Here is a 12,880-nt window from a genome sequence, read left to right on the forward strand (position 1 = left end):
ATTATTCCTCGGATCCTGCTTTCACACTCTTGTCAGCCATCGACGTGGCCATGTGTCCTGCATGCTCGTCATGATTCATGGCCTCGTGGTCCATGGTGTCCTCATTCGCGGACTCATGCTTCATGGCGTCGTGATCCATGGCGCCCTCTTGCTTGGCGTCATGCTTCATGGCCTCGTGGCCACCATGGGACATGCCACCCATGAACTTGTTGATCACGTTGACGAACAGCTTGGGATCGGCGCTCGCGAAGTACTCCACCGGGTGGTTTTCGCTCTTCTTGGCCAGGGCATCGAACTCATCCATGGTGCTCAGCATCTTGGGAGATTGCTTCACCTTGGCAACCCAGGCGTCGAAGCCGGCTTGATCCTGCGTCGCGATAGCCTTGAACTTCATGCCGGAGAAGCCGGCACCGCTGTAACTGCCGGAGATCCCCTTGTACTGACCCGCCTCGTTGGCGATCAGGTGCAGCTTGGTCTGCATCCCCGCCATGGCGTAGATCTGACCGCCCAGCTGGGGAATGAAGAAGGAGTTCATCACAGTATCCGAGGTCACCCGGAAGTTGACCGGGGTATTGACCGGGAAGGCCAGCTCGTTGACCGAGGCGATACCCAGTTCCGGATAGACGAACAACCATTTCCAGTCCAGCGAGATCACATCGACCTGGATCGGTTTGACATCCGATTCCAGCGGCTTGTAGGGATCCAGCGAGTGGGAGGTTTTCCAGGTGATCACCGCCAGGATGACGATGATGATAACGGGTACGGTCCAGACAACCGCTTCAATCTTGTTGGAGTGAGACCAATCCGGGGTATATTTGGCGTCGGTGTTGGATGCTCTGTATTTACGAGAGAATGCCACCGCCATAATAATCACAGGAATCACCACGATCAGCATCAACCCGAGTGCGGTCAATATCAGTGATTTCTGCTCCAGACCAACCTGCCCCTTGGGGCTCATCAGAGCCATGTCGCAGCCGCTCAGCAAGCCAGCAGTCGCGATCAACAGCAAAGCGCCCAAGCCCCTCTTCACATCAAAAGGTCTCATGCAATGTCCTCATCTTCCCAAGGCTTATTGGTATAATTAAAAAATGCAGCATTTTATTGCATCAGACAGGCATGTGAACAACATGAAAAATTAATCCCAAAATTGTTTTCAAGCTGATACAAACACACATTGGATGTTAATCACTTGACATCGACCAATTAACTCGGATCACAGCCACGCAATTCATCCTGCGTTAATTTTCCACACCACCGAAAACGCTCACTAATTAAGCAAAAACATCATTCATCCTTATATTTCCCACGGGTAAACGGAAAGAAAGGCCTCATACCACTCCCTTCCATCCTGACCTTTCTTTACCAGTTCCTTGATCTGGCACCATGAAACTATCACAAAAATAAAAATTAATTAATCAAACGATCGTATGATTAACTTCTTGCATTCGAAAAAGAGCCATTTTTCCCCTTCCTCCCCTCCATTTCCGCCTCCCCGGGATGAAAAAAAACGGGTCACCAGCGGGACCCGTCATCAGCACATTCTGTTGTCATTTTAATTTAACACAACATTAACAATTGCAGAGCCATATCAGCCGTGGGAGTGTTCCATGCGGGTGGCGACGGCGACCCGGTTCCAGGCGTTGATGGTGATGATCTGCATCAGGCACTGGGCCAGCAGGGTCTCCCCGAGCAGGGCCAGCCCCTTCTGGTAGCTCGCCTCGCTGAGCCCCTGATCGGCGATCAGGGTCACCTCGTCGGTCAGGGCCAGCACGGCCCGCTCCCGCTCGTCAAACAGCGGTGACTCCCGCCAGGCGGCCAGCGCCAGCAGGCGTTGCGGACTCTCCTGCTGCTTCATCGCCACCTCGGCGTGCAGCTCGATGCAGTAGGCGCAGCCGTTGATCATGGAGGCGCGCAGCTTGATGAGCTCCTTGAGGCTTGGGGGAATGTCGGTGCCGCCGAGGTAGGTTTCCAGCCCCCGCATGGCCTGGATAGCGGCGGGGATCTGGCTGGCGAGCTGGATACGGTGGGACATGGCAAGACTCCTTGGATGAGCGCCCTCCTGGGCGATACCGACATTGTTCACTCCCGCCAGGATGAATAGAATAGGGGCATAATCGGCAACAGTTTTGCATTTTACGCAAAGGATGAATCATGCTGGATCGCATCCGTATCCTGGCCCAGGTGGTGGAGTCCGGCGGCTTCTCCCGTGCCGCCCGCGCCCTCAACCTGGCCCCCTCCTCGGTGACCCGCACTATAGACAGCCTGGAGCAACAGCTCGGGGTGCCCCTGTTCAAGCGCAGCACCCGCCAGCTGGTGCTGACCGAGCAGGGAGAGTACTTCCTCGCCCGCTCCATCCCCCTGCTGGAGGAGGCGGATCAGCTGGTGCAGTCCCTCCAGCCCCTGTCCGGAGCGCCGCGGGGAGGATTGCGCGTCTCGGTGTTCGAGAGCTTCGGCGCAGCCTGGCTGGCGCCGCGGCTGCCCCTCTTCCTCGCCCGATACCCCGAGGTGCGCCTCGAGATAGAGCTCGACAACCGGTTGGTGGATCTCGACGCCGAGAACGTGGATGTGGCCGTGCGCATCGGGCGCCCCCTCGACAGCGGCCTGCACGCCCGCCGACTGCTGGCGAACCGCACCCTGCTGGTCGCCTCCCCCGCATACCTGGCACAGCACGGGGAACTCGCCCATCCCGATGAGCTCGCGAGCCACAACTGCCTCATTCGCGGCCAGGGCCGCCAGCGCCAGCACTGGTACTTCGAGCGGGAAGCACAGAAGCGGCGCGTTCCGGTGCAGGGCAACCTCGCCTCCATCGGCGGCACACCGCTGCTGTGCGCCGCCAAGGCGGGCTGCGGCCTGTTGCTGCTGTCGAGCTGGATGGTGCAGCAGGGACTGGACGATGGCTCCCTGCTCCCCGTGCTGCCCGAATGGCAGGCCTCCCCCTATGAGGATCGCCACGACGAGATCTATGCGGTGTTTCGCGGGGGTCGCTTCCTGAAGCCCCAGACCCGCGCCTTCATCGACTTCCTGATCGAGGTGATGACCCCCCTGCAGGGGCCGCGCTGAAGCTGAGGGAAGGTGCATATGGATGGAAAGCAAACGCCGGGCTGAACCCGGCGTTTGTCATCGTCTGCCGTCCGTCAATGGGACTTGCGCCCATCCGGATCCGGGGTCGGGCCGCGATAGTCCCCGTAGGGGAAGATGTTGCGCAGCCGCTGGGCCACGGGTTCAGGGATGGAACGGGAGAAGACGAGGCGCACCCCGTTGCCGTCCCGTTGTCCCAGGATGCGGCCACGCACCGGATCGTGCTGCAGCACGTGCTTGGCCTCGGCCAGGAAGCGCGGCGACACCGATCCCCGCTTCACCACCACCTTGCCGGGGGCGAGCCGGATCTCGAACAGGGCGCCGCGCCCCAGCTTCATCAGCCACCAGATCAGAGCTATCGCCACCACCAGAGACAACCAGGCCATCCGTGCTTCTCCTTCATGCCATTGTTGGCCTCAGTATAGGCCCCCTCGGTGACCGATTACCGGGGGAACCTCACGCTTTGCCCATCGCCAGCGCCTCTCTTAGCGAGACTGACCCCAGGCCACCAGGGTCTCCCGATAGAGTGAGAGCAGCGCCTGATCCCGTACCGCCACCCCGACCCGCTGGGCGGGATAGGGGGCCCACTCATCGTGGGGATGGGGCTTGCCGTCGAATTTTTGCAGGGTATGGCCGATGGCGGGGCCGCTGTGGATGACTCGCACCGGCCCTTCCCGCAGGGTGAACAGGGTCGGGTCTATCACATAGGCGATGGCGGATGGGTCGTGCACGTGGCAGCCATCCAGACCGATCCTCTCCGAGTAGAAGCGCAGGTAGAAGCGGCTCACCTCCCACAGGAAGCGGCCCGGCTCCCCCGCGTCATCGCGCAGGGCATCTAGATAGGCGCTGCTGAAGAAGCTCTGCTGGGTCACATCCAGCCCGATGATCACCACAGGCCAGTCGGCGGTGAACACCAAGTCGGCGGCCTCGGGATCGTCGTGGATATTGGCCTCCGCATAGGGGGTCACGTTGCCGCGATGGCCATTGACGCCAAAGGCGCCCCCCATCACCACCACCTCTTTCACCAGTTGGGTGATCTCGGGGGCCGCTTTTAATGCCAGCGCCAGGTTGGTGAGGGGGCCTATGGTCACCAGGGTGATCTCGCCGGGGGCCGCCTTCAGGGCCTCGACGATGTATTGCCAGGCGGGGCGGGCATCCGCCTCGATGCTTACCTCCCCGGCACGCACATCCCCAAACCCCGTCGGGCCGTGCACGACTGTGGTGGGGCCGACCGGCTCGCGTTTAAGCGGCGCCGCGGCGCCCTGGGCCACGTCCGCCTTCATGGCATATTTCTGCTTGAGCCAGAGCGCGTTATGGGTGCCGTTCTCTATGGTGGCATTGCCAAATACCGTGGTGATGGCGAGCAGGTCGATGGCGGGGTGCGCCTCGGCGAACAAAATGGCCATGGCATCGTCGATGCCGGGATCCGTATCCAGAATGATCTTGTGAGTCATGGTGCCTCCATACAACGAAGCAGCCAGTGTAACGAGTCCGGGCCGCTTTAACAGCGCCCCCATCACAGCCTCGAGGTTTCGTGGGGGCCGGGGCGCGGGGTTGGCGACAGATTGCACAACCCGGAGCCATCAGAAGAGCGGCCGTTACCGAGATGGCCCCTCCTTCCCCCTCCCGTTGCCCAGTAAATGGCCAACCGGACGGGCCCAGAGGCGGCTTGCCTTGTGGGGGAGCGGCCGGGATGGTATCACTTGGCCTCATCCCCCATTGCCCACAGAGGTCCACAGTGATCCGCCTGATCAAAGAGTCTGACCAGTTGAAGATGCCCTGGAAGAACAAGCAGGGCATCACGGCCCAGATCCTCATCGCCCCCGAGGGGGCTAGCTTGGACAAACTCGATTTTGACTATCGACTCAGCTCGGCCCCCATCAAGGGCGCTGGACCCTTCTCGAAATTCCCCGGTTATCAGCGCATCCTGCTGCCCATCAGCGGCGCCGGCTTCGTGCTGAACGGCCACCCCTATGCCACCCATGAGGCCGCCCATTTCAGCGGCGACGACGAGACCCACTGCGAGCTATTGAAAAAGGAGGTGGTGGATCTGGGGCTCATCTACGACCCGACCCGCGTCAGCGCCAACCTGAGGGTGCTCAACCTGCCCTTCCCCTTGAGCCTCACCCTGGAGGCGGACAAGACCTACCTCTGTCACCTGCTGAGCGGCCAGTTGGAAGTGGACGGCAAGCCGGTCGCCATCAACGAGACCCTGGTCGTCAGCGGGGAGGAGAGCATCCGCTTCGAGTGTCAGAAGAAGACCACCATCGCCTTCTTTACCCTGCAATCGCTCGGCTAAACGGCAACCGAAATCAGCGCTTGGGGGCCCGGCCCCCGCTATCGAGACAGGCCTGCATGCTGTCGTAGGGCTCGTAGTACTTGGTGCGGCTGTAGTAAGTTCCGCCCTTGGGATGGCAGATACCGTTGCGGCTCTTCTTGACCGGGGGCTCCGCCGCCAGCGCGATGGCACACACCAGCATGAGGCAACCACTGAGCACCCATTTGACGGCTTTCATACTCTCTATCCATTCGATGCGAAGATGGGGATCTGACCCGTTTGCGGCCTATGTTATCCCAACCCTGTTGCAGGCACTCTCCGCCAGATCACGAAACAGGCGAGCCATTCCCCTTGGGTGCAGCAAGCAGGCAATAAAAAAGCCGGGAGATCCCGGCTTTCTTCGGCATATCGAAACTCAAAGCGACTTAGACGACCTTGAAGGTCCCCTTCATCATGGCGAAGTGACCGGGGAAGGAGCAGAAGAAGGTCAGGTCTTTACCGGCCAACCCCTCGGTCTTGAAGGTGACGCTGGTGCTCTCGCCGCCCCCCACCAGCTTGGTGTGCGCCAGGATGCGAGCGTCGTCCTTGGGCAGGTAGTCGTGATCGGCCCCGGCGCTCATGCCGGCGGTGGCGAGTGCCTGATAGTCGGCGGTGTTCGACAGCACCCAGTTGTGACCCATGGCGGTCACCGGCATCTTGCCGGAATGGTGCAAGGTGATGGTCACCTCCTTGCAGGTGGCCGGGACACTCATCTCCTTGAGGTTGTACTGCATGGCGTCATTGCCTTCGATCGCCAGCGCACACTCGTCGGCCTGAGCCGGCGCAACCATGCCCAGAGCGGCCAGTGAGCCAAGAAACAGCAGGGTAATTGCCTTTTTCATCATCTTCTCCTTCGTTTGGCTATGGATGGCAACACGCTTGCCTGCAGACTCGCCGAGGCGATGGGCAAAGATGCTGTCGTAATCGATCTTCATTCTACTTAACTGTCGTCAATCGACGATGGCTTTTGCTCAAAGCTGCGGACCAGGTCACCGTCTGAGGCTGATCTCTTGCCATCCTGAGACAGATTCATCTGATCAAGACCCTGTATCGGTTAATTATTTTTCCCCCCGAGTCCGCGAGAGGCTCGTCACCCCGGACCGGGTTGGCTAAGCTGCCCGCCCGGATTTCATTGCATATGAGCGTAGCCGATGTCGTTTTCCCTCAAGGCCCCCACTTTCCTTCGCCGCGGCGCACTGCTGGCCATGATGATGCTGCTCGCCGCCTGCCAGCCGAGCCCCACCCAGACCCGCATTCAGGGCAATACCATGGGCACCTACTTCGTGGTGACCATCACTGACCCCTACCCAGGCGGCCAGGCGGCCCTCGACCAGGAGGTCAACGCCCTGCTGGTGCGGATGAACAAGGAGATCTCCACCTATGATCCGGACTCCCTCATCTCCCGCTTCAACCGAGGGCCGGCCAACGAACCCCAGATCATTCCGGCAGCCATGGCGAGGATAGTGCAGCAGGGCATAGACGCAGGGCACCTCACCCGGGGCAAGCTGGACGTGACCGTGGGGCCCCTGGTCAACCTCTGGGGCTTCGGGCCGGACAAGCGTCCGATCAAGCGTCCCAGCCCGGAGCAGATCGCCAAGGCCCGCGAGCGGGTCGGCATCGACAAGCTGACCCTGAGCCGGCAAGGGGATGACTTCCTGCTCGCCAAGTCCATTCCCGACCTCTATCTCGATCTCTCCACCCTAGGGGAAGGGGCGGCATCCGACGAGATAGCCGCCCTGATGGAGAGCAAGGGGGTCGACAACTACCTGATCGAGGTGGCGGGCGCGGTGCGCAGCAAGGGGCACAACAGCCAGGGCAACCCCTGGCGAGTGGCCATCGTCGAGCCCTCCGACCGGCCCGGTGCCATCGAAGACGTGGTGACCCCAAACGGCATGGGGCTCAGCACCGCCGGCAGCTATCGCAACTACTATGAGCTGGACGGCCAGCGCTACTCCCACATCATAGATCCCGCCACCGGTGAGCCCGTGACCCACAAGCTGGTCTCCGCCAGCGTCATCACCCGGACTACCCTGGAGGCCGATGCCCTGGATACGGCGCTCATGGTGATGGGCCCAGAGCAGGCCATGGCCTTCGCGCGCCGGCATCATCTGGCCGTCTACCTCATCGTCAAGACAGAGCAGGGATTCGAGGCCATATTCACCCCGGAGTTTGCCCCTTATCTGCCCGCCAAGGAGCAACCCGAGGCGTCCAGGCCGTCCACCTGAGTGCAACATGCGGGGCCAGCCACTGGCCCCCAAGCCCGGAACGATAACGGGATCTGGCCGCCAACCCGCGGATTTGTGAGGGATGACACGGGCAATTGCGCCATCGGATTGCCTGTCTGCGGACTTTGGTGGCACACTTCCCTCATCCCATCCCAGCGCCTGACCCAGACAGATGCAGACTCCCGAGCCAGAGAAGAAAGCCCAGCCCAAGCCCAGACGCATACTGTTGGTCAACGAGCAGCGCTCCTTCCAGATGATGATGAAGGCCATGCTGCTCAACATCGGCATCAACCGCATCACCTACATCAACTCCGCCGAGGAGGCGCGGCGCCGCTGCCAAAAAGAGAGCTTCGACATCTACCTGCTGGACTATGAGCTGGGGAGCGGGGAGAACGGCCGCCAGTTGCTCGAAAGCCTGCGGGATCAGAAGCTCATCCCGCCCCAGAGCGTGGTGATCATGGTCAGCAGCGATGGCTCCCGGGCCATGGTGCTGAGCGCCCTCGAGGCCGAGCCCGACGAATACCTGATGAAGCCCTTCTCCCAGGAGCAGTTCTCGTTTCGCCTCAAACGTGCCCTCGCCCGCCGTCAGGCCCTGGAGAGCGTCTTCACCGCCCTCACCCAGGACGATCTGCCGGCCCTTGTCGAGGCGTGCGCCACCCAGGCGGATCTGGTGCCCCGTTTTGCCAACTTCTGCCGCTGCCTGCAGGCCGATACCCAGCTCAAGCTCGGCCAGGCCAGGGAGGCCCGCAGCCTGATGCGCCAGCTGCTGGCCGGGCAGGAGAACAGCTGGGCCCGGCTCACCCTGGGCAAGGCCTGTCATAACCTGGGATTGCACGAGGAGGCGGTGAGCCACCTGCAGGCCATGCTGAAAAATGCCCCCCTGATGGTGGAGGCCTACCTCTGGCTGGCGGAATCCCAGCTCGCCCTCGGCAATAGCGATCTGGCTCAGCAGGAGCTGCGCCGGGCGGTGGACATCTCCCCCCAGTCGGTGCAGCTCTCCCGCCGCCTGGCGGAGGTGTGCCTGCTGCGCCACGACTACGGTCAGGCCAAGGATGTGCTGCTCTCCCTCATCGACCTGTCCCGCAACTCCATCCACCGTACGCCCCATTATCTCGGGGCCTATATCCAGACCCTGACCCTCTACGCCCTCAACAGCAACGACGGTTACCACATCGCCAACCTGCAGAAGCAGGTGAACTCGGCCCTGTCCCGCATTCGCGACTCCCTGATGATGGCGGAGTTCAACTACCCGGTGTTCGAGCAGATCTGCCAAGCCAGGGTACAGATCGCCCTCGGCGAGCTGTTGAGGGGCAAGAAGATGCTCTACCGTGCGAACCAGAACTGGCTGGAACAACCGGAGACCATGCCCCCCGCCCTGTTGGGAGAGACCATTTTGGCGCTCTATCAGCTCGGCGAGTTCGAGTACGCCGAGAGTCTGCAGGCCCTGCTGGCGGAAGATGAGGACAGGTTGCTCACCACCTGCATCCAGGTCACCCGGGATGACAAGACGGTGCAGGAGCGCCGCCAGCGCTACCAGCAGCTCAACGAGCTGGGCATCAAGGCCTATCAGGGTGGGGAGCTGGAGCAGGCCCTCAGCCACTTTCGCGAGGCCTTGCGCCGCACGCCGGCCAATACCGGGGCGGCCCTCAACAAGATCCAGGTGCTGCTGCAACTGATGCAGAAGAACCGCAAGAGCCCGGAGTTTGGCGCCGAGTGCAAGGAGACCCTGGAGGTGCTGGAAGGCATCCCCCTGAATCCCGCCCAGCAGGAGCGCTTTCGCAAGCTGCGCCAGGAATATAACCAGCTCAACTGAGCATCCCCCGGCCCCCCTCACCTATGCTGATACCAGTTCAGCGAGGAGGGGACAGCATGGGGATGTGCCGATACCTGGTGGCGGATGGCCGCCACTGCAGCGAAGAAGCGGGGGATCACGACCTGTGCCGCTGGCACGATCCCAAGGGGGATCACCAATCCCCCGGCACCACCCAGGCGCTGGAGAACTATGTGCGTCAGGGGGGCCTCTGCCACGGCTTGCAACTGGCCCGCGCCGAACTCGCCGACCTCAACCTGGTGAACAAGCAGGGCCCCCAGGGCTTCTTGCTGGAGCAGTGCAACCTCTATCGCGCCAACCTGCGCGGTGCCCACCTCTATGGCCTCAGGGTTCGCGGCGGCAGCCTGATGAAGGCCGACCTCAGCGAGGCGAACCTGCACTGCGCCGAACTGCACGACGTGAACCTGCTCGGCATTCGCTGGAAGAACACCCGCCTCGACAACCTCGACACCGGCAAGCGGCTGATGCAGGACAGGAAGGGGCGAAAGGAGCGGGATCCGGCCCAGGCCCGCGTCTGGTTCAAGGAGGCAGAGGAGACCTACCGGGATCTGCGCAAGGCCTCGGAGGCCCAGGGCATCTTCACCATGTCGGGGCGCTACATCCAGCAGGAGCTCACCATGCGCCGCCTGCAGATGCCGTTTTGCTCCTATCAGCGCTTCGCCTCCTGGATAGTGGATCTCTTCTGCGGCTACGGGGAGGCCCCCATGCGGGTGGTGCTCTTCTCCCTGCTGCTCATCCTAATCTGCAGCGTCTTCTACTTCTTCTTTGGCCTCAGCTTCAACGGCAACCACCTCATCTACCGGCCCGAGGCAAGCCTCGAGCAGAACGCCTTCTTCCTGCTCGAGTGCCTCTACTACAGCGTGGTGACCTTCACTACCCTGGGTTATGGGGACTTCACCCCCGTCGGCCTGTCGCGGATCTTCGCCGCCTTCGAGGCCTTCACTGGCAGCTTCACGCTGGCGCTGTTCGTGGTGGTGTTCGTCAAGAAGATGACCCGTTGACCAGCGGCGGCTCAGGGACTGGCCGCTGGTCCGCCCCTGAACTTGCATCCGGAGCGGATCCCGAGTTCAATAGCGACTAATAAAAACGACATGAGCATCCCGACATGAAGATCATCTCTTTCAATATCAATGGCCTGCGCGCCCGTCTTCATCAGTTGCAAGCCATCATCGACAAGCACCAACCGGATGTGATCGGCCTGCAGGAGATCAAGGTTCACGATGAGGCCTTCCCGGTGGCCGACGTGGAGGCCATGGGTTATCACGTGGCGTTCCACGGCCAGAAGGGCCATTACGGGGTCGCCATCATGAGCAAGCAGGCCCCCATCGAGGTGCAGAAGGGCTTCCCCACCGACGAAGAGGATGCCCAGCGCCGCATGATCATGGCCAGCTTCAAGCGGGAAGATGGCTCCATCATCAAGGTGATGAACGGCTACTTCCCCCAGGGGGAGAGCCAGGATCACGAGACCAAGTTCCCGGCCAAGCAGAAGTTCTACGAGGACTTGCAGCACTACCTCGAGACTCACCACAGCCCGGACGATCAGATAGCGCTGATCGGGGATATGAACATCTCCCCCACGGATCTGGACATCGGTATCGGCGAGGCGAACCGCAAGCGCTGGCTGCGAGACGGCAAGTGCTCCTTCCTGCCCATCGAGCGGGAGTGGATGGAGCGTCTCAAGGGCTTCGGTCTGACCGACACCTTCCGCGCCGCCAACCCCACCGAGTGCGAGCGCTTCTCCTGGTTCGACTACCGCTCCAAGGGCTTCGACGAGAACCGGGGCCTGCGCATCGACCTCATCATGGCGTCCAATGCCCTCAAGGACAAAGTGACCGAGACCGGCATCGACTACGAGCTACGCGGCATCGAGAAGCCGTCGGACCACGCTCCCATCTGGACCTGTTTCGCCTGATAGGGAGGTGCAGGCCCCTGGCCTGCTCACCAGATACATCCAGAGTGGGGACCGCCGGGTCCCCACTCTCATTTCAGCTCCTCTCTGTGCCTCCCCCAGCCTCTCCCCCTATTGCAGCCCCCGCCTGCCCTGCATTTTCTTCCCCTTATGGAGCCAGCATCTGAGGGTGCCAACAGCTCCAGTTCAACTTTGACATTTTATTATTAAAAACAGCATGTATAACAAAAGGTTAAATTTCAGGTATGTCATTAACAAGGCTGGCAGGCAAACAGGGCATGAAACGGCAGATTGATCATGCCGACAGACCGCAAACAGGGTCATATTCCCTCACAAAAGGATGGTTATTCACACGCGCTGGCATCACCCTGGCGCTGATGGGCGCACTGACAGGCTGTGGCGACAAGGCAGGGGACAGCGCCCAGACCCTGCCCCCGGTGCCCGTGGTGGTGGCCGAGGCCAAGCTGACCGATGTGCCGCTCACCACAGAGATGGTTGGCGAGACCGCAGGTTTTCGCGAGATTGACGTGCGCTCCCGGGTGAGCGGCATCCTGCTGCAACGCACCTATATCGAAGGCCAGCCGGTCACCGCCGGCCAGGCCCTGTTCCTCATCGATCCCGAGCCCTACAAGGTGGCGCTGGAGCAGGCAAAGGGCACGCTGGCCCAGGAGCTGGCCCGCCTGAACAAGGCACGGGCGGATCGCGAGCGCATCATACCGCTCTACAAGCGCCAGGTGGTGAGCCGGCAGGACTATGACACCACCATCGCCAACTACGAGGCAGCCGTGGCCAGCCACCAGGCCGCCCAGGCCAAGGTGAAGGAGGCCGAGCTCAACCTCAGCTACACCCAGGTCACCGCCCCCATCAGCGGCATGGCGAGCAAGAGCTCCCAGTCCGAGGGCAGCCTCATCGCCACCAGCGGTGACAGCGGCCTGCTCACCACCATCACCCAGTTCGATCCCCTCTATGTGAACTTCTCCTACTCGGAGCAGGATCGCCTGAACTTCGAGAACTCGGTGAAGAGCGGCAAGTTGCAGGCCTTCAGCGCCGACAACTGGCGCACCCATATCCGCCTCGCGGACGGCTCCCTCTACCCGCAGGCGGGCAAGCTGAACTTCTCCGACAGCCGGGTCGATCCCCAGACCGGCACCATCCGCGCCCGCGCCATCTTCGACAACAAGGAGGGCAAGCTGCTGCCAGGCCAGTTCGTGCGCATGACCATCGACCTCGGTCTGCGCAAGGATGCCATCCTGGTGCCGCCAAGGGCCGTCATTCAGTCCCAGGCCGATCGCATGGTGATGGTGGTGGACAAGGACAACAAGGTGGTGCCGCGGCCGGTCAAACTCGGCCAGAGCGTGGAGAGCGGCGTGCTGATCGACAGCGGTCTCGTCCCCGGTGATCGCTACATAGTCGAAGGGCTGATGAAGGCCCGTCCCGGCACCGTGGTCAAGCCGGTCTCTGCCGCCGAGATGAAGGCCATTCAGGCCAAGCTGGCCCAGCCAGCCGCCGGCAAGTAAGGA

The 12,880-nt window shown here is 61.7% G+C and carries 13 protein-coding genes; 7 read left to right on the top strand and 6 right to left on the bottom strand.

The window, feature by feature from the left end:
• Position 1 precedes the first annotated feature (1 nt).
• Together cyoA and ACT5M9_RS05045 are read right to left on the bottom strand one after the other, a co-directional pair.
• Positions 2-1,045 carry a cytochrome o ubiquinol oxidase subunit II gene (cyoA, locus tag ACT5M9_RS05040; protein WP_438548802.1) on the bottom strand — a complete coding sequence of 348 codons (1,044 nt, stop codon included), beginning with the start codon at positions 1,043-1,045 and terminating at the stop codon, positions 2-4.
• Positions 1,046-1,588: 543 nt separating this feature from the next.
• Positions 1,589-2,032: a carboxymuconolactone decarboxylase family protein gene (locus ACT5M9_RS05045; RefSeq protein WP_457981253.1), complete on the bottom strand. Its 444-nt coding sequence runs from the start codon at positions 2,030-2,032 to the stop codon at positions 1,589-1,591.
• A gap of 119 nt (positions 2,033-2,151) precedes the next feature.
• On the opposite strand from ACT5M9_RS05045, the gene ACT5M9_RS05050 reads away from it, so the two are divergent.
• The gene (locus ACT5M9_RS05050; RefSeq protein WP_457981252.1) at positions 2,152-3,060 is read left to right on the top strand and encodes a LysR family transcriptional regulator; all 909 of its coding nucleotides are present in this window, start codon (positions 2,152-2,154) and stop codon (positions 3,058-3,060) included.
• Between the two features lie 74 nt (positions 3,061-3,134).
• Here the strand turns inward: ACT5M9_RS05050 and ACT5M9_RS05055 are convergent, their stop codons facing one another.
• Positions 3,135-3,464, bottom strand: a complete 330-nt coding sequence (locus ACT5M9_RS05055; RefSeq protein WP_457981250.1) for a DUF3634 family protein — start codon at positions 3,462-3,464, stop codon at positions 3,135-3,137.
• Positions 3,465-3,563: 99 nt separating this feature from the next.
• Positions 3,564-4,532 (bottom strand): nucleoside hydrolase, encoded by a 969-nt coding sequence (locus ACT5M9_RS05060; RefSeq protein WP_457981248.1) that lies wholly within the window; start codon positions 4,530-4,532, stop codon positions 3,564-3,566.
• 284 nt (positions 4,533-4,816) lie between these two features.
• Between ACT5M9_RS05060 and ACT5M9_RS05065 the strand changes: the two genes are divergently transcribed.
• Positions 4,817-5,377, top strand: coding sequence for a HutD family protein (locus tag ACT5M9_RS05065; protein ID WP_457981246.1), 561 nt, complete (start codon positions 4,817-4,819; stop codon positions 5,375-5,377).
• Positions 5,378-5,390: 13 nt separating this feature from the next.
• Here the strand turns inward: ACT5M9_RS05065 and ACT5M9_RS05070 are convergent, their stop codons facing one another.
• Both ACT5M9_RS05070 and azu read right to left on the bottom strand, forming a co-directional pair.
• Positions 5,391-5,594, bottom strand: a complete 204-nt coding sequence (locus ACT5M9_RS05070; protein WP_438548796.1) for a hypothetical protein — start codon at positions 5,592-5,594, stop codon at positions 5,391-5,393.
• Between the two features lie 187 nt (positions 5,595-5,781).
• Entirely contained in the window at positions 5,782-6,237 is a 456-nt protein-coding gene (azu, locus tag ACT5M9_RS05075; protein ID WP_438548795.1) for an azurin, read from the bottom strand.
• Positions 6,238-6,546: 309 nt separating this feature from the next.
• On the opposite strand from azu, the gene ACT5M9_RS05080 reads away from it, so the two are divergent.
• From ACT5M9_RS05080 to ACT5M9_RS05100, 5 genes are all read left to right on the top strand, one after another.
• Positions 6,547-7,620 (top strand): FAD:protein FMN transferase, encoded by a 1,074-nt coding sequence (locus tag ACT5M9_RS05080; protein WP_457981244.1) that lies wholly within the window; start codon positions 6,547-6,549, stop codon positions 7,618-7,620.
• A gap of 172 nt (positions 7,621-7,792) precedes the next feature.
• Positions 7,793-9,433 carry a response regulator gene (locus ACT5M9_RS05085; RefSeq protein ID WP_438548793.1) on the top strand — a complete coding sequence of 547 codons (1,641 nt, stop codon included), beginning with the start codon at positions 7,793-7,795 and terminating at the stop codon, positions 9,431-9,433.
• Positions 9,434-9,489: 56 nt separating this feature from the next.
• Positions 9,490-10,452, top strand: a complete 963-nt coding sequence (locus ACT5M9_RS05090; RefSeq protein ID WP_457981241.1) for an ion channel — start codon at positions 9,490-9,492, stop codon at positions 10,450-10,452.
• 104 nt (positions 10,453-10,556) lie between these two features.
• Positions 10,557-11,363 (top strand): exodeoxyribonuclease III, encoded by an 807-nt coding sequence (gene xthA, locus ACT5M9_RS05095; RefSeq protein ID WP_457981240.1) that lies wholly within the window; start codon positions 10,557-10,559, stop codon positions 11,361-11,363.
• A 374-nt stretch (positions 11,364-11,737) separates the two neighbouring features.
• Positions 11,738-12,877 (top strand): efflux RND transporter periplasmic adaptor subunit, encoded by a 1,140-nt coding sequence (locus ACT5M9_RS05100; RefSeq protein ID WP_457981238.1) that lies wholly within the window; start codon positions 11,738-11,740, stop codon positions 12,875-12,877.
• Positions 12,878-12,880 lie beyond the last annotated feature (3 nt).

This window comes from Aeromonas sp. AE23HZ002T15 (assembly GCF_054165525.2).